Source organism: Peribacillus sp. NPDC097224 (assembly GCF_044761985.1).
Taxonomy (GTDB): domain Bacteria; phylum Bacillota; class Bacilli; order Bacillales; family DSM-1321; genus Peribacillus.
This window is the reverse complement of the sequence record NZ_JBIWDK010000010.1, coordinates 1-25,537: the sequence shown is the minus strand read 5'-3', so window position 1 is coordinate 25,537 and position 25,537 is coordinate 1. Positions and strand designations below refer to the sequence as shown.

The following is a 25,537-nucleotide window of genomic DNA, read 5'->3' as shown; positions in this document are numbered from 1 at the left end:
AATAAAGGGAGTGTATTGGAATGAATATACTAGAAGCGAAAAAGATCCATAAAAGCTACGGCAATAAATTCAATAAACAAGAAGTCTTGAAAGGCTTGGATATCAACATACACGAAGGGGAATTCGTCAGTATCATGGGAGCGTCCGGTTCAGGAAAAACCACGCTTCTGAATGTCCTTTCCTCGATTGATAAGATCAGTAATGGAACCATCATCATCGAAGGAAAAGAAATTTCCGGCATGAAAGAAAAGAAGCTGGCTGAATTTCGTAAGAATCACCTAGGATTCATCTTCCAGGATTATAACTTATTGGACACTCTGACGGTCAAGGAAAATATTCTATTACCATTATCGATCACCAAAACGCCGAAAAAAGAAGCCGAGCAAAAGTTCGAAACACTCGCAAATGAACTTGGCATATATGAAATCAAGGACAAATATCCGAATGAAATTTCCGGCGGCCAAAAACAGCGTACCTCTGCGGCACGGGCCTTCATCCATGAACCAAGCATCATTTTTGCCGATGAGCCGACAGGCGCCCTTGATTCAAAAGCCGCTTCCGATTTATTGAACAAGATGAGCGAATTGAACAAAAAGCGTAATGCCACCATCATCATGGTTACGCATGACTCAGTGGCAGCCAGTTACTGTAGCCGCGTCATCTTCATCAAAGATGGACAGATCTATTCTCAATTGAATAAAGGGGAAGAAACGAGACAATCCTTCTTCAGAGATATCATGAAAACACAAGGTGTACTAGGAGGGGTGCATAATGAGCATTAATCAACTCATCTTTCGCAGTCTGAAAAAGAACCTGAAGAATTATTATCTATACGTTTTCGCTTTGGTCTTCAGCGCCTCCCTTTATTATGCTTTTGTTACCTTGCAATACGATCCGTCAATGGATCAAGTAAGCGGGGGGATTAAAGGGGGAGCTGCCATTCAAGCAGCCTCCGTCCTGTTGATTGCCATCGTTTCCATCTTTCTTTTATATGCCAATAGCATTTTCATTAAACGTCGCAGCAAGGAAATTGGCTTATTTCAATTAATAGGCATGACCAAAAACAGGATTTTCCGCATCCTGAGCGTCGAAAATTTAATCCTGTATTTCTGTTCCGTATTCCTGGGGATATTCGTAGGGTTTGCGGCTTCAAAATTGATCATCATGATATTATTCAAGCTTACGGGAGTCCAGGCGATCGCCGCCCTTCACTTTACCATGCAACCATTCATTCAGACACTTATCGTATTCAGTATCATCTATCTATTCATCATGTTGATGAACTTTGGTTTCATCAAAAGACAGACCATCTTATCACTTTTTAGGGTGACTTCGAACACGGAAGGAAAAGTGAAGAGGGTTTCGATTTTTGAAATGATCCTTGGGATAGCTGGAATCATTCTTATCATTGCTGGCTATTATGTTTCAACGAAGTTATTTGATGGTTCTTTCTCTCAGGCGAATTCCCTTTTAATAGCCATGCTATTCATTCTGGGGTCCGTCATCATCGGAACCTACCTATTTTATAAGGGATCGGTGTCTTTCCTCTTTAATATTGTCCGCAAGAGGAAGAATGGATACCTGAATATCAATGAAGTGCTGTCGCTTTCATCCATCATGTTCCGGATGAAATCCAATTCCGTTTTACTGACCATCATCACGACCGTTTCCGCTCTTGCAATCGGATTATTATCCTTGACCTATATCTCCTATTACTCATCGGAGAAAATGGCCACAGCCTATGTACCTAATGACTTTTCCCTGTCCAATGGCGAGGATTCAAACAAGTTAAAAGAGGCATTGGCAGCAAAATCAATCGGATATAACGAAAATAAGATAGAGGTCATTCGGGCAAAGGTCAATATAAAAGATATACTGGATAGCACCATAGAAGAAGCGGGCTTTGACCCGAATATCATGAATCTTGCCATTGTCAGTGATCGGTCGGTGAAGAGGATCGATGTCACACCGAAAGAGACCATCTTCAGCGGGTATAGTCCAACGCTACAGAGTTTAACATCTCTTAAAGATTCCGGGAAAATCGAATTGAAGGGAAAAAACATGAGCATTCCCCAAAACTATTTAGGGCCAGAAGATGACTCCATCCTTCCCTATTATTTAACGAATGGCGGAATGCCAGTAGCCATTGTGGATCAAGCAGTTTTTGACCGTCTGAAAAAGGATTTGGACCCTGAACTCCAACTGGATTCTCCCGTTTATTATGGGATTGACTTAAAGAATAAGGGTGATATCGAAAAGGCGAATGAGATTTTCGATACGATTTCCTTCCAGGATAAAGAATATAGTGGTTCACAATACCAAGAACTGCAAAGTATAAAAATAAACATGGGTCTTACGATGTTCATCGTCGGCTTTTTAGGATTAACGTTCTTGATCACATCAGGGTGCATCCTTTATTTCAAACAGATGGATGAGAGCGAAAATGAAAAAGCGAACTATACCATTTTACGAAAACTTGGGTTCACACAAGGTGATTTGTTAAAAGGGATTCAGGCCAAACAGGTCTTCAACTTTGGGATTCCTCTAGTCGTTGGGTTATTCCATAGCTATTTTGCCGTTAAATCCGGCTGGTTCTTCTTTGGTACGGAAGTCTGGACACCCATGATCATTGTCATGGTCCTCTATACGATACTGTACTCGATCTTCGGTATCCTTTCCGTTTTCCATTACAAAAAGGTGATTAAGGAATCCCTTTAAATACACGCAAAAAGCTCCAGCCCATAAGGGGACTGGAGCTTTCTGCATGTATTATCGCGTCATCATCTGTTGAACGATTTCCCTATTACGTCTTTTGAATATTTCATTATGTGAAGAAACCATTCCCACCTTGTGCGCATCAGGCTGGATGAACTGTTTCGCTTGATTGACTGCATTTGCGGCATCCTGGAAGGTACCCGCTATTAAGTTCACTTTCCCATCATACTGAAGAATATCCCCTGCGGCATACATCCCTTCTACTGAGGATTCACTGGTTGCATTGCCTGCAATATAATAATGATCGGCCATATCCACCTTCACTTCACTGTTTTCCAGGAGCGAGGCATCACGCTCATACCCATGGTTGATGATCACTTCATCGATTGATAAATGGGAAACCTCCCCTGTTTCATGACTCGTTAGTTCTACACGTTCAATGACTTCATGATTGGTACAAGCGACCAGTTTTGTAATGGACGTATTGAACAGGCATTCTGCAGAACTTTTCATCAATTGGCTTATCTGTGATTCATGACCCACCAACGAACTTTTTCTATAGGCCACATAGACCTTTTTGGCGATAGGCTCCAATTCATTCGCCCAATCGATAGCAGAATTTCCACCACCTGAAATGATTACCGTTTTATCCTTGAATCGTTCTAAGGACTTTACCGTGTAATTCAGATTGGACACTTCATAACGCTCTGCCCCATCGATTTCCAGCTTTTGTGGATTCAATATCCCGCCACCGACGGCCACGATGATCGTTTTCGAATAGTGCAGGCCGCCGGAAGACGTAAGCAAGACAAACATCCCCTCTTCATCCCGCTTGATCGACTCCACCTTTTCATTCAATACTACCGTTGGATTAAAGGTTAATCCCTGTTCCACAAGTTGATCAATTAACTTAGCTCCCGTAATAGGTGTCTGTCCCCCAACATCCCAAATCATCTTCTCAGGATATACATGGATCTTCCCACCTAATTGTGGCTGATATTCAATGATCTTTGTCTTCATTTCTCTTAACCCACTATAAAAAGCGGAATAAAGGCCAGCAGGCCCTCCCCCAATTACGGTTACATCATAGACATCGTACTGTTTCACTCATGACCACTCCTCGGAAACCAATTGTAATTGATTCTCATTCTCATAAATTAAATGTACACTCTTTTCTTCTTTTTTACAAATTTTTCTACTAAAGTTCTTTTCTCTTTTTTACTTGGGTCGCCGCTTACACCTGTTGCACTTTGGCTCAGATTGTACGTGATAAGGAGATTCATAGGATGCAGAACCGCTTCTTTTTATAATTTTTTGATTTATTTAAAAATAAAAGCTTTGACTTAATGATGAAAATGATGTAAATTACCAATGGGCGAACAATTTCATAAAAAAATATTACAACATTCGTATATAGAGGTGTAAACAATGGAAAATGTGTTTGATTACGAAGATATTCAATTAATTCCCGCTAAATGTATAGTTAATAGTCGTTCAGAATGTGATACTACTGTAAAGTTAGGCAAACATACCTTCAAGTTACCTGTGGTACCTGCGAATATGCAGACCATTATAGATGAGAAAGTCGCTACATCCTTGGCTAAGAATGGGTACTTCTATATCATGCATCGTTTTGAACCAGAAAAGCGCAAAGCTTTTATTCAAGATATGCATGCGTGTGAGTGTATCGCTTCCATCAGTGTCGGAGTCAAAGAAGAAGAATATGGGTTCATACAAGAATTGGCTGAAGAGCGTATTGTACCGGACTACATTACGATAGATATCGCGCATGGCCATTCCAATGCTGTAATCAATATGATCCAACATATCAAACATCACTTACCTGATAGTTTCGTAATTGCAGGTAACGTCGGTACTCCAGAAGCCGTAAGAGAATTGGAACATGCCGGGGCGGATGCAACAAAAGTTGGAATTGGACCAGGTAAGGTTTGCATCACGAAGATCAAGACAGGATTTGGTACGGGTGGCTGGCAGTTAGCAGCCGTGCGTCTATGTGCAAAGGCCGCAAGTAAACCGATTATTGCGGACGGTGGCATTCGTACACATGGGGATATAGCGAAATCTATTAGATTTGGTGCCACTATGGTGATGATTGGTTCATTATTCGCTGGCCATGATGAATCTCCAGGCGAAATAGTTGAGAAAGATGGAAAGATCTATAAAGAGTACTTTGGTTCAGCTTCAGAGTTTCAAAAAGGTGAAAAGAAGAATGTAGAAGGCAAGAAAATGTTTGTCGAGCACAAAGGTGCGTTAAAAGACACATTAAAAGAAATGGAACAAGATCTTCAATCCTCCATTTCTTATGCTGGTGGAACGAAATTAGAAGCGATTCGAACTGTAGATTATGTCATCGTGAAAAATTCAATTTTTAATGGTGATAAAGTTTATTGATCATTCAACCCCATACAAAAAACGGTGCAGCGTTAAGGCGTTGCACCGTTTTTCTTATTCAATTCACAAATAGATACAACTTCTTATCATGATCATCAAGCGTTCGCTGGCTCTTTTCCGTAAAATCCATCCATTTCACTTTTTTACATCTTTCTTCTAACCGGGCATTCAGCTCTTCTTCGATCTCACACATGAACCGAATGATTTCTTCATAAGGCATGTTAAAATGTCGGGCCGCGAGTCGCGGCGGAGAATGCTTTACTAATAATCTCATAAATTGATCGACCGTTTCCGCTTTTGAAGCCAGGTAATCTTCTTCATACACGATAAATTCATATACTTGCCGCTTCATGCCCGTAAGTCTGGACACTTCGTCCCGCAATAGAAACTCCATTAATCTTTCGTTCATATGCTCTACCTCGTATATGGTTATATTTCAATTCTAAAAGAATCATCTTGAAGTGTACTTCCTTACAAACCATCAAGTTCATCTCATACTCTATGATAATGGTACTGTAAATATCATAGTATATGTTGGTTGCCGATGAAAGGTTATCTTCACAAAAGGACATGATCGTTTAGAAGTGGAGTGAATTTTTCCCTTACCCATGAATATTCCTTGGAATTTTTGACAAAATAAAGGCATGCTTTCATTCTACCCTGAAATTCATTTATTTTTGAATTTAAATGAATATTTTGGTTAAAAAAACTATATAATAGATGTAATATTTAGTTAATTCTAAAATTTGGTATGGAATTTAGATATGTATAGGGGTAAAATAAAGCATATGGCATCTTGTTTTTTCTTAATGTTTCCGAGGAGTTAAAGGGTGGGTATAGTACGTACATAGTGGCAGCTGAAATGCTGTCCGACATATCGGTTGTTTTCATTTGTTCAGAATAACAATGAAAAGAATAGGAGTGATTTTGTTTGAAACCTTCAACAAATCGCATGTTAACCCGTATTAAATCCGTTTATATGTTCATTAGTAACAACGGTACGGTTTCTACTCAAGAGCTTGTAGAAGAATTTGGCATCACTCCTCGAACAGTGCAACGCGATTTAAATGTCCTAGAGTACAATGACCTTGTTCAAAGCCCAAGCCGTGGTGTTTGGACAACAACAAGCAAAAAAGTGAAGATGTCATCTTAAAAAAAGAATGACCACCCGAACAAAATCGATATGTAAAAAGTAATTTGAGGCGGACTACTAGTCCGCCTCATTTTTTGTTATTTATTCAGCAGGCTGACCTGCCTTCAGCTGTTCAAGTTCTTCTGCCGTTAACTCCCGGTATTCCCCAAGTTCAAGATCCTCGTCTAGTTGCAGGCTTCCCATCGAAAGACGCTTCAGATATACGACTTTCTTTCCGACAGATTCAAACATCCGCTTCACTTGATGGAACTTCCCTTCCATTATCGTCAACTCGATATCAGAAGTCAGGCCCGATTTTAAAATGTTCAATTCGCCTGGTTTCGTTTCATACCCATCGTCCAGGGTGACACCGTTACGGAATGCTTCAATATCCCGTTCCGTGACTTCACCATCAATGACCGCAAAATATGTTTTCGGCACATGTTTCTTCGGGGATAGCAGCTGGTGTGCAAGCTTGCCGTCATTCGTGATCAACAATAGCCCCTCTGTATCTTTATCCAATCTGCCGACCGGGAATGGTTCAAAGACCGCGTCCTCCGGCTCAAGGATGTCGATGACCGTCTCTTGGTGTTTGTCTTCCGTTGCCGACAATACGCCCGGAGGCTTATTCATCATTAGGTAAATGAATTCTCTATATTCAACCCGTTCGTCATGAACTGTTACGATTTCAACATCAGGGTCCACCTGTTCCTTCGCGTCCTTCAATATCCGGTCGTTGACCTTCACGGCTCCGGACTTCAGGAGCTTCTTCACTTCTTTCCTGCTTCCGTACCCAATATTGGATAAAATCTTATCAATTCTCATTGTTTCCTCCTAAAGCCTTTTCAGTAAAAAGCCTTGCCCATTTTCATGACAGGCAAGGCCAATATATTTAAATCAGGGGATAATATAACATTACCCTTTTTCTTACATTTAAAACACAATCTTTTTATAATCCCAACTTCTTCTTCAACCTATCAATTCTCGTACCGAATAGGCGATGGGCAAGTTTGCTCTTCAAGGAGAGCGCCGCGTAGATCAGTGCCCCAAAAATCGCACATACGGCGGAAATCAAGATTGCCTGGAATCGGCCTTCAGAAGTTAACCAAAGGGATAACAAGCTGTGCAGACCCCAAACGGCAAGTCCCATTATCGCGGAAAAAGTCGCCATCAAGACGGTCCTTCTTATCGTAAGGCTGTAACGATAGCCCGTAAAGTAGGAGATGACGTACAAATTCAATAGGACTGCGGCCAGATAGCCCAGTGCCGTCGCATATACGGAACCTTCCGTTTCAAATAATTTGATCATCGGAATGTTCAAGCTCAACTTCACCAAAAATCCGACTAGCAAACTGAGCACCGTGTATTTTTGCTGATTGATACCTTGTAATACAGCAGCAGAAATCGAAAAGAGCGCAAATAGAACCGACACGGGCGCATAAGCCTTAAGCACACTAATCCCAAGCAAATCATGACTGTAAAAGGCACTATAAATCGGATCAGCAAGCACCGACATCCCAACGACCGCCGGAATGGTTATGAATAATAAGATTTGAAAAGCCTGATCAAGCTGGCGGGTGAACTCGGTTTGATCCTCGCTTACAAAAGCTTTCGTCACCGTTGGCAATAACGCCATCGAAAATCCGGTAGCAAGTGTCATCGGAATCACGACAAGCTTTTGGGCATATACGTTGAGAACCCCTAGTGCCTCCTCGGCCACATGCAGTAAGCCAATCGAAGACATTGCCCTGTTGAAGGTCATCAAGTCCGCGAATTGGAACAGAGGCATCGCGATCCCGACAAAGATGAATGGAATCGATGATAAGAAAATCTCTTTATAAATCTGGATCAAAGAGATGGACATCGTCCCCCGGTCTCTCTCCTTCAAGCTGTCCAAATACGGTTTTTGTTTCTTCCAATACCAAAACAAAACGACTAAACCGCCGAGTGCTCCGACAGTCGCCGCAAATGTTGCGATCTGGATGGCTCTCACCAATTCACCGTCAAGGACATGCAGGACAATATACACACCGGCCAGTAGAAATACGATTCGGACGATTTGTTCGACGACCTGCGAAATCGCCGTTGGCTCCATGGCTTCATGCCCTTGGAAGTACCCGCGGATGATGCTCATGAACGGCACGAGGATCAAAGCGAAGCTGATCGCCCGTATGACAGAGGTGATATCACTCACGCTATCCTTATCGACGCCAAGCATGGTAGTGAAAACCGGTGCCATTGTAAAAAGCACCACAAAGGCGAGGAACCCGGTGATCATCATTAACTTCAAGCTCGATTTGAATAGCTTCTCCCCCACTGCATATTCCTCGAGCGCATTATACTTCGATATAAATTTAGAAACGGCAAGCGGCATGCCAGCCGTGGCGAAACTAATGAATATCGTATAGGGAACATATCCATATTGATAGAGTGTGGCCCCTTTATTTCCAACCATATGTTCAAATGGGATGACGTAAAATAAACCAAGAACCTTGGAAATAATCGCTCCCAGGGTTAATATAAAAGCCCCTTTTAAAAACTTAGACGACATTTTATCCCTTCCTGCCTCTTTCAGTTACGTTTCACACGCTCTTTATCTTAACATAATAAAGGATTTTTTCTATAGAAAACTACACTCAAGTTTATCGTTTTCACGGATTTTATACAAACAAATCATTCCTTTTTATTGTAGTTCGCATTCTGACAGGGTCTTGCTATATAATGAAGAGACTGAAAAAAATAAAGGCGTGATCATTTTGAAATATGATGTAATAGTAATTGGCGGTGGCCCTTCCGGATTGATGGCAGCCATTGCAGCTGGCGAAAAAGGTGCCCACGTATTATTAGTGGATAAAGGCGAGAAATTAGGCAGGAAACTAGCGATATCAGGTGGCGGGCGCTGCAACGTGACGAACAGGCTCTCCATCGATGAAATCATTCAGCATATCCCTGGAAACGGGCGATTTTTATATAGTGCGTTTTCTGAATTCAACAATGAAGACATCATACAGTTCTTCGAAAAGTTAGGCGTGGCCCTAAAGGAAGAAGATCATGGAAGGATGTTCCCGGTCAACGATAAAGCACAAAGCGTTGTCGATGCCCTATTGACGCGCCTGGCCGATTTGAAGGTGAAGATCTATAAGAATTCCCCTGTCGCTGAGGTTCTCTATGATAATGGGAAAACGAGCGGCGTTCGCTTGAAAGATGGTCAAATCTTCGAAACGGATGCGGTCGTGATTGCCGTCGGGGGGAAATCAGTCCCGCAAACAGGCTCAACCGGTGACGGCTATGCTTGGGCACGTAAGGCCGGACATACAATCACCGAGCTGTTCCCGACGGAAGTCCCGGTCCTAAGTAATGAAACATTCATTAAAGAAAAGACGCTACAAGGGCTCGCACTTCGAGATGTTTCATTAAGCGTACTGAACCCAAAAGGCAAAACGTTGATTACGCATAAAATGGACATGCTCTTTACGCACTTTGGAGTATCCGGACCAGCCGTTCTTCGGTGCAGCCAATTCGTCGTCAAGGCAATGAAAAAGTGGAACCTCGCTGAAGTGACGATGAAAATCGATGCCCTTCCGGATCGGAACAAAGAAGAAGTCTTCCAAGATATCGCAAAGGAAATCAAGTCCGAACCGAAAAAGGCAATTAAAAACACGTTAAAAGGACTTGTACCGGAACGGTATCTCCACTTCTTGCTGGAACGGAGCGGAATCGACCTTCAAGAACAAGGTGCGACGATCTCCAATGAAAAAATCCGCCGCTTCGCCGAACTATGTAAGGACTTCCAATTCGGTGTCCATGGAACCCAGTCGATTGAAAAGGCCTTCGTAACGGGTGGCGGTGTATCCGTCAAAGAAATCCAACCTAAGGAAATGGCCTCCAAACTAATGGACGGGCTGTATTTCTGTGGCGAGATTTTGGACATCCACGGATACACGGGTGGCTATAACATCACTTCTGCATTAGTGACCGGTCGACTTGCCGGCATGAATGCTGCATTATATGCTCGTTCATAGAATGTAAAGAGGCTGATCCCGTTCGTTACGGGATCAGCCTCTTTTGTGTAGCTATGATTTGTCCTTGATAGGAATTCAACCACAAATGGCCATTATTCAACCACAACGCCGATTTATTCGACCACGCCTACCCTTAATTCAACCACGATTTGCGTTTTTTCAACCACGATCCATATTCCATCCCTCGGCTTCCTCAGGGTGATGGCGGTACACCTCAAGGTCGACCTTGCCATGTTCCGTGATGTGGATTCCTTCACTCTCTAGTAAGAAGATTTGTTGGGAAGCCAGCCCTTCCTGTTTCAAGCCAATTTCACCCTTCGCATTGATCACCCGATGCCAAGGAAGGTTATATTTCTTGCTGCTTGAATGAAGAATGCGGACGACTTGCCTTGCACCGCGCGGGTGTCCAGCCAGTTGGCCGATTTGCCCATACGTCATGACTTCCCCAGGGGGAATATGTTGTATGATACCGATTACCTCTTCAGTAAAGCGCTCCAACTATCTCACCTCTGCCTGGTTTAGTTAGCTATGATTGTGCACGTTTCATCCGTCATGAACACGCCATGGTGCTTCATTAACATGGATTTCAGTGTCGGGGTCAGCCTACATTCATCATAGGCACAAACAGAAACCATGCCCTTTTTTGCAATGATTTGATTGACGCCCTTTTCATATTCGCTAATGCTCTCGAACACGACTTCCTCACTTCCCCCCCATTCAACGTGGCCCCAGGTTTGCAGGGAAACATCATTCGCCATGTATCCCTCCACATTCCTTAAAAAATACTCGACCATCGTGTTAGGATGAAAGTCTCCTTCAAAGCAGTAAAAATCAAAATTATTGATATGGTGCACTTTCTTCAGCTGTTCGTCATTTAATTGTCCTTGTAATTTCTTATATACGAAAGGAAAGATCCGATCATTTTCGACGACCAGTATATCGTTTCCCTGTTCAACACCGGAAATAATGAATAGGGTTTCGTTATGAATATAAGTCTCCAGTTCATCGAAACAGTAGAACACATGGCCTCCGTTTGATTTCTTTAGTTCTTTCATGAGTTGCTTCATATTGTTATCCAAAATGGATCTCCCCTTTTAATACACCATCACACTGTATTACGTCTAACTTTACCTATTCTCTTCACAGAAGACAAATTCCTTGAACAGTATGGCCTGTTTTTTACATGTAAAAAAAACCGACACCAAGTCATATGGGTCGGATTTCACCTTTTTTTATAAATGATCATCGCACTAAAACAATAAATCTGTTCATGTTCCTCTTCACCGGTCGTGGCGACATTGTATTTAATATCGACGATTTGACTATCACGGATATCGACGAGAAAGTCATTCATCTCCTCTTCCAAATCCTTTTCATGCTCATAATCAAACAACTTCACTTGAATCATTGGCTTTCCCCTGCCTTTTTAACGTTTGATGGTTATTGAGCAGGGTGCCCATTTTATTCATGGATTATACGTGTTACTTATAAATCCGATAGTAAAGCCACCGCTTCATTGCCGACTTCTTCAGTAGAACTATTTCCTCCCATATCAGGAGTGAGCACCTTTTTATCGACCATCACTTGTTCAATGACACCCAGTACCTTCTTGCCCCAATCTTCATGACCGAAGAAATCAAGCATCTGGCTCGCAGACCAAATGGCGGCAAGCGGATTGGCGATGCCTCGCTGCGCTATATCCGGTGCAGAACCATGGATGGGTTCGAACATGGACGGATACGCTCGTTCAGGATTTAAATTGGCCCCGGCAGCCAGCCCCATCCCTCCAGCAATGGCGGCTCCTAAATCGGTGATGATGTCACCGAACAAATTGGAGGTGACGACGATTTGAAACCTTTCAGGCTGTTTGACAAAGAACATGCTCGCCGCATCAACCAGGTAAGAATGCGTTTCCACTTCCGGATATTCCTGTCCAATTTCCTCGAACACCTCATCCCAAAAAACCATCGAATAATTCAAGGCATTCGCTTTACTGATGCTCGTTAGCGTTCTTCCCGACTTCCGTGCCAATTCATAGGCGTAACGGATAATCCGTTCCGTACCTTTACGGGAAAAGACACCTGTCTGTAACACCACTTCCTCTGGCTTTCCTTTAAATAGCCAATCCCCTGCACCGGCATATTCTCCCTCGCTGTTTTCGCGGATGACCACCATATCGATTTGGTCGTGGGTCACATCCTTCAATGGACAAGGCGCACCCTTCAGCAACTTAATGGGACGGACATTCACGTATTGATCGAATTGCTTCCTTATTTTCAATAACAGTTCCCGTAAGGAAATATGATCTGGAACACCAGGATAACCGACTGCCCCAAGATAGACGGCCTCGAATTCCTTCAACCGTTCCAGCCCATCATCAGGAAGCATCTTCCCATGCTCCAGATAATATTCGCACCCCCATGGAAAATAGGTGAATTCAAACGAAAAGTCGCCCGCTAATTCAGCTACTTTATTCAATACTTTTATACCTTCATCAATTACTTCAGGACCAATTCCATCTCCCGAGATGACCGCTACTTTATGTACATGCACTTGACAGATTCCCCTTTGTCTATATATTCTGACTTAAACATCCTTATTTTAACATATCCCCAGAAAAAAGAGCCCTCCGAAAGAAGGGCCCCACTCATTTAGCTCGGAAATATGCACGTCTTTCCGCATACCCCTTACACTGTGCACAAACATGTATCTTTTTTCGATCTTCGTTCAGATAGGTCGTGACGTCTTTCGTCTTCCGTTTGCAAAAGTAACAAGGCTTCTTGAAAAACCCCATCACTTAACGATGACTTCCCCTGTCCAATGCATCATTCCGCCATCCATGTTTGCCACTTTATAGCCTTGCTCCTGAAGGTAATGGCATACATTCTCACTGCGGCGTCCTGAACGACAGATGAAGATATATTCTTTATCCTTATCGAAGTAGTCAAGGTTGGCAGGGATATCATTCATACGAATGTGCTTCGCTCCTTCGATCATGCCTTCTTGCACTTCTTCGTCTTCACGGACATCGACAAGCTCAATCGCTTCTCCTGCCTCAACCTTTGCTTCAATTTCTTCTGGTGTAAAAATTTTAATTTGTTCCATTATAAGCACCCCAAGTTATCGTTTAATTTGTCTTGTATATTATAACAAAACTTTCAGGAAAACATGACTATTATGGATGGCATATAACAGACCAATCATTCGAAAAAGTATTTCTCTCTACCTCTGGCATACCATTATTATCATAACACTTATTGGCAGCCTCCATGAATTCTCGATGTGTAAAATATGTACGGGCAAAAAGCATCGACATATCAAGAAAAATATTAAAACACCAGCTAATACCATATACTTTTTTTATTCAAAACGATACGGACTCCCCCTTCATTGATATAAAGGTTTCAACCTTAATCATACAGGTAATTGGAAAATGTGGAAGTCCGTAACACATGATCTTTATACCGTACTTACTGCTTTATTCCTGTACACCATCCTGGCCAAAAGTGCACCTACCAAGGCTGCTATCATTAGAATGCCAAATAGGATGGAATAACTCGCAACAATCCCTATGAGCGTGGAAGAGGCGATGCTTCCGAAATATCGGAACGTCGAGAAGATGCCTGAAGCAGAACCGGAGACTGACTCATCCACCGCTTCAAGCGAGGCAACCTGCATACTAGTCAGTCCCAACCCTATAGCCAACCCATTTAACACGAGTGTAATGGCCAAGTAGATAAAAGACTGGGAGGAAATCACGAAAAATAATAAGAAATTCGTTACCACCGTTACGGCGAAAGAAAAGAAGATGACTTTTGCCGATACGAATTTTCGGTTTAGTTGCCCACCCATCATATTGCTGAGTGCCATGGAAATCGAGAACAGGGATAGCATGATTCCGCTCATGGATGTTGACATGTTCATTTTTGTCGTCATGATCAACGGCATGACAAGCAAGATTGCATACATGATGAAATTGTTTAGCAAGACCGATATGTTGGCATTCGCAAAGATAGGACTCTTAAACAATTGGAAATCGATGATCGGCGACGGAACGGAACGCTCGCGCTTCACGAATAGCACAATGAATAAAAGGCTCACGATTGCAAGAATGATAGACACCCTTGTCGAGTTTGTATGCGTCAACGATATTAATAAGGTTATTGATATGGCCAAATAGATGGAACCGAGTACGTCCAACGGTTTATTGGATGACTTTTTCTCAAGCTTAGGTATGAGGAACATACCGCCAGCAAGGGCACCGACTAAAAAGGGGACATTGACCCAAAAGATCGCTTTCCAACTAAGTACCGCGATTAACAACGATCCTACGAGAGGACCGACAGCTGCGCCCAGACCCATCCCCATCCCGAATAGTCCCATGACGCTAGATAAACGTTCACGTGACACCGTATGTCGAATCAAGGCGACCACATTCGGTATCAGCAATCCTCCACCGATCGCTTGAAGAGATCGAAAGACGACAAGCATGATCATATTTGGAGCCAGTGCGCATCCTATGGAAGCCACAAGAAATAGGGCTGCACCGACTATATAGATCTTGCGGTTTCCATAAATATCACCCAATTTTCCGGCAATCGGCTGAGTGACGGCCATGACAATCAGATAAATCGTAACCACCCAGGTCGTACTATGTATATCCAATCCATAAAATCCCGATATGGAACCGAGCGCAATGGATATCATCGTTGAATTGATGGGCACGAGGAACGCCCCCATCAATGTTAGTGCTATCATCAGGAATTCTTTTTGTTTACTCATACTTTCACCTCTTACATTCTCTATCCAAAAGGGTAATTAGCCAATCATCGTAACGGTTCCTGTATTGCCGTCGACAATGACCCAATCCCCATCATGTAATCGTTCCGTTCCCACTTTCGTTCCTAAAACGGCGGGAATCTGATACTCCCTTGCAATAATTGCGGAATGAGATAGCATGCCCCCTGTATCCGTAACGATCGCTTCTGCATCCTGGAAGAAAGTCGTCCAGACGGGAGTCGTGTTTTTACAGACCAATATATCCCCCTTTTGAAACTTGGATGCTTCCTGCATACTGGAGATCACTCGGACCCGGCCTTCGCTAATACCTCCGGAAGCCGCGATGCCTTTCATCACATTCCCCGTATTCTCCTTATCTTCTTCGAGTGAGCCGAATACCATTTCCACGAAGTTCCGCTCTTCTTCCGACGGTTTCCCAAAATAAGAAGGAGCTTTTATTTTACCTTGAATCTCATATTGTTTCTTTCGTTCCTTCACGACTTCCATCAAGGAGTGAGGTTCATCCAGTGCAGCGAGGATTTCATCTTTATATACAAACCAGATATCTTCCTTATCGTCCAGCACTTGCTGCTGCACTAGAAGCTCACTCACTTTCAATAAATATAACCGGGCCTTCGCGTCAAACATGGCATCGATATAAAAGTGATGATCATCCGTGATAACAGCCGCATCCAAAGCCAATTTATACTGTTCTTCAAATGCTTCCAGATCGTTGGGATCCTTGATTCCGTTGATGATCTTTTGATACATCTGTTTTCTGGCCGTGACAGCCGACTCGAATTCTTTGTCAAAATCATGATCATTCAGTATTAAGTTCTTGATGATTTGTAACACATGCTCATGGTTCTCAATCCATGTATCTTCTATAAAATCATGTGACTTGGTGGAACGGTATCCGTACACGCTGACGAAGCTCTCTACACGGTTCAGAAAGTCCTTGCCCCTGCCGACGGTGTTGAGGTTCTGCAACAGGCTTCCTTCTTCCGATTCCACGAACACCTTCATCAAAGAAGGTTCCGCTTTTACTTTCAATGATAACTCCCAAAGCAAATGGTCGGATTCCAGTGACTTATTCATGACGCCAGCCAAAGATTGATAGAGTTCATGTAAAGGTGCATCTCCCGTTGCCTTTTGATAAATGCTCTCCAATTTCCTGTTGATATGATTGCTCGGGAAGACAATCATGAAGTGCCAGAAATACACATCCTTATAAAAGGCCTCTAACTCTACTAATCCCTTTTTCACTTTGTCGACCGTAAATGCTTGAGCCCTTTCCCCATCTAAATACCGATAGATGGGAATCAATTTATCATAGATGATTTCATACATCCGATCCCTCATTCGCGGATACATTTCCTCCATTAGTTTCTCTTGTTCTGCTAACAATTGGTTTGGGTCGGTTTCAAAGAAAGTCTGTTTCCCATAATAGTATCCGTTCTGAGCTTTCATATTGGTATACCCCGTAGGTTCCTTCAATGCATCAACGGCCATGGCCATGCCTTCATAAAAAGGCTGGGTGACGATGGAAGTGAACAATGGCGAGATTGGATTCGGGAAAAACGTATCAAGCAAAAACCAGAATTCATCCTCGTCTTTCCGTTCCAACAGGTAACCTTTCCTGGCTTCTGGCACGGATTCCTTTTTCTTTACTTCAGTCGTAATCGGCCTTGCTTGTAAAAGGTAGACTTGTTGGTCATGAATGCCGAACTCCAAATCTACAGGATGGTTATAATAGTTTTCCACTTTCAAGGTCATTTCTATTAATGTATGAATCAGCTTATCTGATAAGCAATAGGTATTCCGTTCAGTCCGGTCCGTCGCCACTTCCATTGTTCCAGAGGAGTCGGAAATGATTTTCATTTCTTTACTGCCCTTGGTTCTTTCCATTTTCGTACCATCTCGACTGACCAAATAGGTATCCGGTGTGACCAAGCCCGATACGACGGCCTCACCCAATCCATAACTGGCATTGATCAAGATACACTCCGGGTTATATGTAACAGGATCTTGACTGAAAATCACCCCTGAAATATCTGAATAGATTTGACCTTGAACGACAATCCCCATTGAAATGCTATCTGACCCTTCAAAAATATTCTCGGTATATTGCTGTACCCTGTTCTCAAAGCAAGATGCCCAGCATGATTTTACTTTACCTAAGAAATCCTCTTCCGTTTTTACATTCAAATAGGTTTCATATTGACCCGCAAAGGAGGCCCCTTCCAAATCTTCCGCACCAGAAGAAGAACGAACAGCCACGGCAGGATAATGTTTCCTCAATTCCCAGAAATCATTCAATACGTCCCTTACTAAATCATCCGGGATGCCCGCATCCATAACCTCCGTTTGGATGGATTCACTCTTTATATCTAATTGATTCTTTTCGAGGAAGTGTGAAAAGGCCTCACTTGTGATGACGAATCCATCAGGTACAGGCATGCCCAATTTCGACATTTTGATTAGATTTAGCGCTTTTCCTCCTACCATTTCATTACACTCGGTTGCATGATTGAATCTAGCTGTAAACATGTACGCTTTTCCCCTTTCATCCATAACCCATAAATAACGACACGAACAAAACCAATGAACAGGTAGGAAAACCCATGCATTGGTTTTGAATCCATTTTTAACAATAAAGGAAAATGCTTTACATTTCACATGAAAATTTGCCAAATCACAACAATTGGTAAAATGTAATCAAAATAAAAAATAGGGACTTCCATTGAAAGTCTCTTTATTTTTCCAACCACTTGTGAGCACAGCACTTCTTTTTACCATTTCTCAACCAAATGCGGTAAGGATCAGGGCAATGGCATTGAATGTGCCGTGGATGATCATGCCGGGAACGACTGATTTGGTTTTTTCATAAGTCCAAGCAAAGAGGAGACCGGATATAAAAGTGACCGGCAAGACATTATAGTTTGGAATATGAACGATCATGAAGATGAAGGAACTGAGAAATAATCCAGCCTTCAAGCCGTATTTACTCCTTAGCCACCTATAAAAAAAACCCCGATATAAGATTTCTTCGTAAATAGGTGAAATGATTGCCGCCGACACGAAACCGAGAACGAAATGGATGGGGGTCAAATGGGCCTGAACACTTTCCGTTTTGCTATTTTCATAGCCGATCCCCACTATATCCATTACGATGAGAATCAGGATGCTGACCACAATCAATACAAATGACCAGCCGATGATATTCCTCCAATAGCTTCTCTGAAACTTACGTAACCCCACTTCATTCCATCTTAGGCGTTTCGGATGTAAAGCAAGTGAATAGACGGCCAGCATAAAGATGATTGACATGATGAAACCGACCAATGTTCCGGAATATAAATCGTCTTGAAATAATTCCAATAAGAAATTCGCCAATAAAAACTCGATAAAAAACGGTACCAGGACTAAAACAAGTACAAGGATGGAAACAAGTTCCCTCCAGGACCATGCTCTACTTTCAAAATATGTATGCAAGACCATTCCCCCCTCTAAACGTTATCTTCAGTTTAAAAGGTTACGTAACGTTACCTGCAAGCACTTTCTACAAAAATGACCAATTTTGGCGTCATACAAAAAAATGACCGCAAGCAAATGCTGCGGCCACCGGTCCATACTTTTAATGTTTGAATGCTCGTTGATATTGCTTTGGAAGTTCAATCTGTTTATTCAGCGTTTTAGAAGCCTCTAATGTCCAGTAAGGATGACGGAGCATCCCTCTTCCCACTGCCACCAAGTCGGCTTCTTCGTTACCAATGATCGAGTTGGCAAGGATCGGGTCTTCCAATCGGCCTACAGCAATTACTGGGACGTCCAGCGCTTTTTTGATTTCTCTCGCTAATGGCGTTTGATAATTGGCATGCGTGCCCGGTCTTCCATCAGCGCCAATCGGTCCTTCTCCACCGGAGCTGACATGGAACATATCCACTCCCGCTTCTTTAAAGACTTTCGAAAACTCGATGCTCTCTTCAATTCCATATCCTCCATCCACATACTCTTTAGCAGAGATGCGCATGATCAAAGGCATATCGGCAGGCATTTCACTTTTCGCCGCTTTAATGACTTCCACTCCGAACTTGGTCAGGTCTTTCCCGTATTCGTCTTCCCGCTTATTCGTAAGTGGAGAGGTGAATTGGTGAATTAAATAGCCATGTGCACCATGCAACTCAATGACGTCGAATCCAGCTTGTACCGCTCTTCTGACAGATAGACGGAACTTCTCGACCATTCCCTTCACTTCTTCCGTTTCCAAGGCTCTCGGCGTATTATACGTTTCATCAAAGGCAATCGCCGATGGGGCAACAGGTGTCTCTGCATCTTCGGCTTTGCGTCCTGCATGGGCGATTTGGATGCCGATTTTTGCTCCATATTGATGCACTTCATCGACAATCTTAGTGAAAGCCCCAACTTGATCGTCAGACCATAGACCAAGGTCGCGATTGGAAATCCGGCCATCCGGTTCCACATCGGTCATTTCCACGATGATCAAACCTGTGCCGCCAATCGCTCTGCTTACATAATGATGTTGGTGCCAGCTTGTCGGTACGCCATCTTCAGCCATGACTGAATACTGACACATAGGTGGCATGACGACTCTATTTTTAAGATCGAGATTTTTTATAGAATAAGGGGAAAATAAATCTTTCATAGTATCTAACTCCTTCTCAAAGTATTATAATGCATGCACATGCATTTATATCATGCACAAAAAGTAGTGTCAACTAATTCAAATCGACCGATGCTCAAATCGGCTATTGTCATTGATCCATCCTATTGGTACATTTAATTTAACGAATGGTACATGTAAAATAGGTAAACAGAGGGAGGCAAAAAGATATGTCCCATGAACAATCCCTTATAAATACTTGGTTATCCTTTACACATATACATGCCGAGCTCTCCAATGACCTTGATAGAGCCTTGCAGGAAAAGCACCAAATGCCTTTGAATGAGTTTTACGTTTTATTGTACTTATCTCAGGCACCTGAAAAAAAATTGAGGCTTTTAGAATTGCAGCGGCTTGTCGGGTTAAGCCAAAGTGCCATGTCCAGGCTTTCCGTCAGGATGGAAAACAAAAGTTGCGGGGTAATAAAACGGCTCGGATATGAAGATGACCGACGTGGCGTATGTGCCCTCATCACGGATAAGGGGGAGCAGCGCCTTCGCGAAATGTTGGAAACGGTTAACGAAACGCTTAACACATCATTATCCAACAGTGACATGGGTACAGCCCTTGCTTTTTTCATGAATGGTCAATCATCGAGTAAGGACGATTGAATGGAAAAAAGAGATAGACTGCAAGCTCGTCTATCTCTGCCTTTCCTTAAAAATCGAAGTTGTCAGGATCTGGTCCGACCCGATGATTCTGATTCATTTCATTCATTCGCGCCATATCTTCTTCCGTTAGTTCAAAATCAAATACCGAGGAGTTCTCCACGATTCGATGCTCTTTTGTCGACTTTGGAATCGTCACGATTCCATTTTGTAAATCCCAACGTAAGATGACCTGGGCCACGGATTTTCCATACTTGGATGCAATCTCTTGAAGGTCCTTATTATCTAATAATTCACCTTGCATTAATGGAGACCAAGCTTCCAATTGAATGCCTTCTTGTCGGCAAAATGCCAGCACGTCCCTTTGAGTTAAGCGCGGATGACATTCAACTTGATTGACCATTGGCTTCACTTCTGCCTCATTCAATAAATCCTTCAGATGGTGGATTTGGAAATTACTTACCCCGATCGCTTTTACCTTTCCTTCTTTATAAAGAGTCTCCATTGCTCTCCAAGCTTCTTTATATTTCCCTTCGACTGGCCAATGAATCAAGTAAAGATCAAGATAATCCAAACCTAGCTTCTTTAAGCTAGTTTCGTAAGCAGCGAGTGTCGATTCATAGCCTAGTTCGGAATTCCAAACTTTTGACGTTACAAACAAATCCTCCCTTGCAATGCCCGCTACCTCTAGACCTTCGCGGATTCCTTGCCCTACTCCCTCTTCATTCGCATAAATGGCTGCAGTATCAATGCTACGATACCCGTGTTTAATGGCTACTTTGACTGCATTCACTAACTCTGGACCTTCCTCCACTTTAAATACACCTAAACCGAACCAAGGCATCTCGACGCCATTATGTAATGTTGTTGTTGCTTGTAAACTATTGACCATAATCAGAAACCTCCAATTTTTATTATCCACTATAAGAAATGTCTACTGCTTTTGAGGCATCGTCCACCCCACCATCCATTATGATATATTTTAGTAGTAAAATACAGTAATGTACTTTAAAGGATAAGGCGTATGGTGATTTACTGTGCTTGAAAGAAAGTGTGTTGAGCGAGAAACTGAAGATTGACAAAGGAAGGAACCCTTATGTCCCGCGTAGAAAACTATATACAGCGGGGGAACATTAGGAAATGATTAATAGGAGGAAAACATGAGAGTACTATTTGAGTTAATCCGGATTCTTTTATTATTCGGTATTATCGGGGCATTGTGTTCCGTTCTGTTAGAGAATGTGTATCAGAGTTTCGGAATAGATTATAATCAGTATAGCTACTTCGGTTCTGTGGCCATACTTATATTATTGTTTGTTTTATATAGAAACAAGTTACAATTCAGTGGGTGGTACAAAGGGAAAAAAGAAAAGCTGCCAAAAAGGGTTACCCAGGTCCTTTTCTTATTCTCCATCATATTGTTATCTTTACCTCCCCTATTACAGTTTATGAGCTAATCATTGGGAACGTAATTATATGTGAGTTGGGGTGAACGATGTGCGGAGTGTGATTAATCTATTGATTCTCTTTCTTCTTCTCGGCGGATTTTGGTATGGGTATGGAAAAGACATTCAGGAGTCGGGATTAAAGGCGGGAATCGGATCTTTTGCTACGGATGTTCGCTCCCTCTTAACCAAACCTGAAGTATCAAATGCCATTGAAAAACTGAATACCGGAGTCAACCAGTTGATCGGCAAATTGACGGATACAGTCGATCAAGCAAGAGATGAGGAACAAACCGAAACGAAAAAGGTGGATAAACCTGACTTGAAGGCCCCTGCTGAATCCTCCTTTTCGGTCCGTAATATCGAGCTTGGCGACACAAAGGAATCCGTCGAAAAGCAGGCAGGTGAGGCCAAACGCCATTCCCTGAACGAATATGGAGTAGAGTGGTTTGCCTATCATGAAAATTATCAAAATTTCTTCATGGTGGCCTACGACAGCAAGAATAGAGTCGTCGGTCTCTATACAAACCAGGATTTGATTTCATCCAAGCAAGGAATCAAACGAAGTACACCCAAAGAAACGGTGACGGAAAAATTAGGGAAACCGATAACAAAACTGCTTAAAGGAAATGTATATTACCAGATTCAAAGCAATGGAGAATATGATACGTTCAAGATGGATAACAGCTTCGTCACGATTTTTTATGATAAACACGAGGATAATACAGTCACATCGATCCAAATCATCAGTGCAGGTCTTGAACAGCAAAAAAGCACCTATTTTGCCCCCTCCAGCCCGGAGCTTAAAAAGGGCTTTGAATATCAATTATTCGACTTGACCAATGCCTCAAGGGTCAATCATGATCTTTCCGTCCTGTCATGGGATAAGCAAGTGAAATTGACAGCCCAAGATCACAGTAAAGACATGGCCGTCAACCAATACTTTAACCATACTAATCTTGATGGGGAATCTCCCTTCGATCGGATGGAAAGTGACAAAATCACTTTCCGCATGGCCGGGGAGAACCTTGCCGCTGGTCAGAACAGCAGTATCTTCGCCCACGAAGGCTTAATGAATTCCATCGGTCACAGGGAAAATAAATTACAAAAAGACTTTTCTTCACTCGGAGTGGGCGTCGCGTTTGAGGAAGATGAAAAGCCCTATTACACAGAAAACTATTTAAAAAGATAAGCCACTTTACATGCCGTAATCAGGAAAAGCCTGATCGGCTTTTTTTATTTTCTTTAATATTCTGTTAATTCTGTATTTTAACTTGACTCCTACTTTATCACTGTAAGATAATACATAAGAGTAATAACATGGAAAATAATCAGGATAGCAGCCACATCACTACATAAGAAAATGAGTAATCACACTCACGAACAAAGACCCCATTTTCGAAAAGCCTATGAATAGGGCGCCCTGACAAAAACCATCCGGAAAGTCACATAGAAGAAATTAAAAATACGAACAGCACCAAAACCCAAGAAGTCATTTTACTCTCTAACTAGCGCTGTTCTGAGTGAATAAAAAATCCAAGAGGTAGATTGGGAGGGTGATCATGGAATCCGGGAACAGATTGAAACAGGAGCAACTCGACAAAATATGGCTGGCACTTATATTGGAAGCCAAAAGAATTGGCCTAACGATAGAACAGGTCAAGAAATTCATCGAGAAGAACTCAAGTGACGAGCCTGCCCAAAAAATTCGTTAAAAAAGTGGACTTCCAGGAGTCCACTTTTTTTTCATTTTTACATCTAAATCATTCAAACGCTCATACTAATTCTTAGATAACAAAAACCAAGGACGTGAGCTTAGATGGATTTTTTCTACAGCCAAGAAACACTTACTACCCTTCAGTGGATTTTGAGAGCCATCATATCATTCTTTTTTTTACTCTTTGCGGTTAAATTGATGGGGCGCCGGGCCATTTCTCAGTTAAGGTTGATTGATTTTTTAATGGCACTGATCATTGGAAATATTCTTGCCCACCCATTATCTGATGAACAGTTAGGCTTAAAGGGACCGATGATCACGTCTGTCGTACTAGTTATTTTATATATAATCAGTGTATTTGTGAGTCTTCATTGGGGCAGACTCCGGAATTTTTTTGAAAGCCCTCCTTTGCCTCTTATAGAAAACGGACAAGTCATCCATAAAAACTTAGTCAAAGCACGAATTTCTATCGATATTATTTTATCCGAATTAAGAAAGGCAAAAATTGAAGAAATTCAAAAAGTTGCTTTGGCATTTTGGGAACCTGATGGGACTATTTCGTTCTTCTTACTTCCCCAATACCAATCAGTGACCCCTGGTGATATAAAGTTGACCACAAAGCCATTTTCTTTTCCTATAACCATTATTAAGGAGGGAAAGATTGATTTTCACGAATTAAACCGAGTGGGTAAGGATGAAGGATGGCTGAAAAGGAAAGTAACCATGTACAATGCGGACATAGCCGATATTTTATTGGCAACTATCGATACTAACGGGAACGTGAAAGTGTTCTTATACAGCTGAATTTCATCAGACAGAAGATTTTAATTTAAGAAAAGGCCACCAAATTTAACTGGCGGCCTTCCCACTTTACCAAATCAAGTTATTTAAAAAACGATGCACATCTTCATAAACTTGCTCCCGCTCTTTCCCCAATGTGATGATATGCCCTGATTGCTCATACCATATCAATTGCCTATGTTGCGTATCGACATCATTGAAGATCATGGGTGCACTTTCCGTATAGTCGGAATCGTCCAACCGGCCCTGTTGAACAAGAGTCGGTGCCGTAATCAAATCTAAGTTTTCGCTTGTATCTTCTATGACATGCAAAACATCTTTCAACGAGTGCATAGGCTCTTTTTCTAACCGTTTTATTTCTGCATCGATTTGGTCTGCGTCTTTGCCTTCGAATTTTTTGTAGGCCCTGGCATAACTGATCATACGATTATGTAATCGACTCACGTCTCTCCCTTGCATCGGGGCACACATGGAAACGACCCCTTTCACAGGAAATTCCGTTCCCACTTTTAAAGAAAAGACCCCACCGAGGGAAATCCCGACAACGGCGATATCCTCGTACCCTTCTTCTTTAAGGAAACGGTACCCATCCACTACGTTTTTCCACCATTCCTTTGGACCTGTATGGATGAGTTCCTCAGCTGGCAATCCATGACCTTTATATAGAGGTGCGTGGCAGGTATAGTCGCGGTCATTGAGATAACGACCCAACTTCTTCATATCTGCTGTGCTTCCAGTAAATCCGTGAAGTAAGAGGACTGCTCTATCTCCACCTTTGTATGTGAATGACTCAGGTGCAATGACTTTCATACTATCTGCTCCTTTTCCTCAAGTTGTATATATTGAAATTTCTGATAAAATCATTAACTATTTAAAATAATCATCATTACCCCGATTATAGTACCTATGCCTTACTTAGGACAAGTGATGCGGCCCGAAGGACATTTTACTATGACTGGTTTTATTAAGCAATCTAAATTTTCCTTTTTTTAGTTTAGCAATGGTGTACCTTATATTTCGAGGTACATCCTGTTAATAAAAAGGTACGTAATCTTATTATCGATAACCTTGTTTGACTCTTCGCAGTGATTCGAATAGGACAGGCATCTAATTTTCTATAAAAAAAGAAGGGGCTGTCTAATAAGTCCCTAAAATAAAACAGGTGGAGAAAAACGAGTTGTTTTTCTCCACCTGTTTTTCTATTTCTATAATAATTTACTGA

At 42.2% G+C, this 25,537-nt stretch carries 25 protein-coding genes; 10 read left to right on the top strand and 15 right to left on the bottom strand.

What is annotated here, in order from left to right:
- The first annotated feature begins 20 nt into the window (after window positions 1–20).
- Both ACIQXR_RS17285 and ACIQXR_RS17280 read left to right on the top strand, forming a co-directional pair.
- Window positions 21–782, top strand: a complete 762-nt coding sequence (locus ACIQXR_RS17285) for an ABC transporter ATP-binding protein (RefSeq protein WP_402874719.1) — start codon at window positions 21–23, stop codon at window positions 780–782.
- Window positions 772–2,718: an FtsX-like permease family protein gene (locus ACIQXR_RS17280; RefSeq protein ID WP_402874716.1), complete on the top strand. Its 1,947-nt coding sequence runs from the start codon at window positions 772–774 to the stop codon at window positions 2,716–2,718. Before ACIQXR_RS17285 ends, ACIQXR_RS17280 begins: the two co-directional genes overlap by 11 nt.
- Before the next feature lie 51 nt (window positions 2,719–2,769).
- On the opposite strand, the gene ACIQXR_RS17275 is transcribed toward ACIQXR_RS17280, so the two are convergent.
- Window positions 2,770–3,822, bottom strand: coding sequence for an NAD(P)/FAD-dependent oxidoreductase (locus tag ACIQXR_RS17275; protein ID WP_402874714.1), 1,053 nt, complete (start codon window positions 3,820–3,822; stop codon window positions 2,770–2,772).
- A gap of 321 nt (window positions 3,823–4,143) precedes the next feature.
- Between ACIQXR_RS17275 and guaC the strand changes: the two genes are divergently transcribed.
- Window positions 4,144–5,127, top strand: coding sequence for a GMP reductase (gene guaC / locus ACIQXR_RS17270; RefSeq protein WP_402874711.1), 984 nt, complete (start codon window positions 4,144–4,146; stop codon window positions 5,125–5,127).
- 58 nt (window positions 5,128–5,185) lie between these two features.
- On the opposite strand, the gene ACIQXR_RS17265 is transcribed toward guaC, so the two are convergent.
- Window positions 5,186–5,536 (bottom strand): hypothetical protein, encoded by a 351-nt coding sequence (locus ACIQXR_RS17265; protein WP_402874708.1) that lies wholly within the window; start codon window positions 5,534–5,536, stop codon window positions 5,186–5,188.
- 522 nt (window positions 5,537–6,058) lie between these two features.
- Between ACIQXR_RS17265 and ACIQXR_RS17260 the strand changes: the two genes are divergently transcribed.
- On the top strand, window positions 6,059–6,280 hold the full coding sequence (locus ACIQXR_RS17260) for a DeoR family transcriptional regulator (RefSeq protein ID WP_402874705.1): 222 nt from the start codon (window positions 6,059–6,061) through the stop codon (window positions 6,278–6,280).
- Between the two features lie 81 nt (window positions 6,281–6,361).
- Here the strand turns inward: ACIQXR_RS17260 and ACIQXR_RS17255 are convergent, their stop codons facing one another.
- Together ACIQXR_RS17255 and ACIQXR_RS17250 are read right to left on the bottom strand one after the other, a co-directional pair.
- Window positions 6,362–7,084, bottom strand: a complete 723-nt coding sequence (locus ACIQXR_RS17255; RefSeq protein ID WP_402874702.1) for a pseudouridine synthase — start codon at window positions 7,082–7,084, stop codon at window positions 6,362–6,364.
- A gap of 124 nt (window positions 7,085–7,208) precedes the next feature.
- Window positions 7,209–8,810, bottom strand: a complete 1,602-nt coding sequence (locus ACIQXR_RS17250; protein WP_402874699.1) for a putative polysaccharide biosynthesis protein — start codon at window positions 8,808–8,810, stop codon at window positions 7,209–7,211.
- 205 nt (window positions 8,811–9,015) lie between these two features.
- Here ACIQXR_RS17250 and ACIQXR_RS17245 point away from each other — a divergent pair, with 205 nt between their 5' ends.
- Window positions 9,016–10,281, top strand: a complete 1,266-nt coding sequence (locus ACIQXR_RS17245) for a BaiN/RdsA family NAD(P)/FAD-dependent oxidoreductase (protein WP_402874696.1) — start codon at window positions 9,016–9,018, stop codon at window positions 10,279–10,281.
- Window positions 10,282–10,440: 159 nt separating this feature from the next.
- Here the strand turns inward: ACIQXR_RS17245 and ACIQXR_RS17240 are convergent, their stop codons facing one another.
- From ACIQXR_RS17240 to ACIQXR_RS17200, 9 genes are all read right to left on the bottom strand, one after another.
- Window positions 10,441–10,779, bottom strand: coding sequence for an MGMT family protein (locus tag ACIQXR_RS17240; protein WP_402874693.1), 339 nt, complete (start codon window positions 10,777–10,779; stop codon window positions 10,441–10,443).
- Between the two features lie 20 nt (window positions 10,780–10,799).
- Window positions 10,800–11,360, bottom strand: a complete 561-nt coding sequence (locus ACIQXR_RS17235; RefSeq protein WP_402874691.1) for an MEDS domain-containing protein — start codon at window positions 11,358–11,360, stop codon at window positions 10,800–10,802.
- 143 nt (window positions 11,361–11,503) lie between these two features.
- On the bottom strand, window positions 11,504–11,689 hold the full coding sequence (locus tag ACIQXR_RS17230) for a sporulation protein Cse60 (protein WP_402874688.1): 186 nt from the start codon (window positions 11,687–11,689) through the stop codon (window positions 11,504–11,506).
- Between the two features lie 77 nt (window positions 11,690–11,766).
- On the bottom strand, window positions 11,767–12,834 hold the full coding sequence (locus ACIQXR_RS17225) for a tartrate dehydrogenase (RefSeq protein ID WP_402874685.1): 1,068 nt from the start codon (window positions 12,832–12,834) through the stop codon (window positions 11,767–11,769).
- Between the two features lie 240 nt (window positions 12,835–13,074).
- A complete protein-coding gene (locus tag ACIQXR_RS17220) occupies window positions 13,075–13,386 on the bottom strand; it encodes a rhodanese-like domain-containing protein (protein ID WP_402874682.1) in 312 nt (103 codons plus the stop codon).
- Window positions 13,387–13,740: 354 nt separating this feature from the next.
- Window positions 13,741–15,063 (bottom strand): MFS transporter, encoded by a 1,323-nt coding sequence (locus ACIQXR_RS17215; protein ID WP_402874679.1) that lies wholly within the window; start codon window positions 15,061–15,063, stop codon window positions 13,741–13,743.
- A 36-nt stretch (window positions 15,064–15,099) separates the two neighbouring features.
- A complete protein-coding gene (locus ACIQXR_RS17210) occupies window positions 15,100–17,610 on the bottom strand; it encodes a PEP/pyruvate-binding domain-containing protein (RefSeq protein WP_402874676.1) in 2,511 nt (836 codons plus the stop codon).
- 252 nt (window positions 17,611–17,862) lie between these two features.
- Window positions 17,863–18,561 carry a CPBP family intramembrane glutamic endopeptidase gene (locus ACIQXR_RS17205; RefSeq protein WP_402874673.1) on the bottom strand — a complete coding sequence of 233 codons (699 nt, stop codon included), beginning with the start codon at window positions 18,559–18,561 and terminating at the stop codon, window positions 17,863–17,865.
- A gap of 136 nt (window positions 18,562–18,697) precedes the next feature.
- Window positions 18,698–19,726: an NADH:flavin oxidoreductase/NADH oxidase gene (locus ACIQXR_RS17200; RefSeq protein WP_402874671.1), complete on the bottom strand. Its 1,029-nt coding sequence runs from the start codon at window positions 19,724–19,726 to the stop codon at window positions 18,698–18,700.
- A gap of 188 nt (window positions 19,727–19,914) precedes the next feature.
- Here ACIQXR_RS17200 and ACIQXR_RS17195 point away from each other — a divergent pair, with 188 nt between their 5' ends.
- Window positions 19,915–20,355, top strand: a complete 441-nt coding sequence (locus ACIQXR_RS17195) for a MarR family winged helix-turn-helix transcriptional regulator (protein WP_402874668.1) — start codon at window positions 19,915–19,917, stop codon at window positions 20,353–20,355.
- A gap of 46 nt (window positions 20,356–20,401) precedes the next feature.
- Here ACIQXR_RS17195 and ACIQXR_RS17190 read toward each other — a convergent pair whose 3' ends face one another.
- The gene (locus ACIQXR_RS17190; RefSeq protein ID WP_402874666.1) at window positions 20,402–21,244 is read right to left on the bottom strand and encodes an aldo/keto reductase; all 843 of its coding nucleotides are present in this window, start codon (window positions 21,242–21,244) and stop codon (window positions 20,402–20,404) included.
- Window positions 21,245–21,512: 268 nt separating this feature from the next.
- On the opposite strand from ACIQXR_RS17190, the gene ACIQXR_RS17185 reads away from it, so the two are divergent.
- The 4 genes from ACIQXR_RS17185 to ACIQXR_RS17170 all read left to right on the top strand — a co-directional run bounded on the left by ACIQXR_RS17185 (window position 21,513) and on the right by ACIQXR_RS17170 (window position 24,318).
- Window positions 21,513–21,809, top strand: coding sequence for a hypothetical protein (locus ACIQXR_RS17185; RefSeq protein WP_402874664.1), 297 nt, complete (start codon window positions 21,513–21,515; stop codon window positions 21,807–21,809).
- Window positions 21,810–21,849: 40 nt separating this feature from the next.
- Window positions 21,850–22,989 carry a CAP domain-containing protein gene (locus ACIQXR_RS17180; RefSeq protein WP_402874662.1) on the top strand — a complete coding sequence of 380 codons (1,140 nt, stop codon included), beginning with the start codon at window positions 21,850–21,852 and terminating at the stop codon, window positions 22,987–22,989.
- Window positions 22,990–23,359: 370 nt separating this feature from the next.
- Complete coding sequence (locus tag ACIQXR_RS17175; protein ID WP_402874659.1) at window positions 23,360–23,512, top strand: anti-repressor SinI family protein; 153 nt, start codon at window positions 23,360–23,362, stop codon at window positions 23,510–23,512.
- A 104-nt stretch (window positions 23,513–23,616) separates the two neighbouring features.
- On the top strand, window positions 23,617–24,318 hold the full coding sequence (locus tag ACIQXR_RS17170; protein ID WP_402874656.1) for a DUF421 domain-containing protein: 702 nt from the start codon (window positions 23,617–23,619) through the stop codon (window positions 24,316–24,318).
- 66 nt (window positions 24,319–24,384) lie between these two features.
- Here ACIQXR_RS17170 and ACIQXR_RS17165 read toward each other — a convergent pair whose 3' ends face one another.
- Window positions 24,385–25,125 carry an alpha/beta hydrolase gene (locus ACIQXR_RS17165; protein ID WP_402874653.1) on the bottom strand — a complete coding sequence of 247 codons (741 nt, stop codon included), beginning with the start codon at window positions 25,123–25,125 and terminating at the stop codon, window positions 24,385–24,387.
- Window positions 25,126–25,537 lie beyond the last annotated feature (412 nt).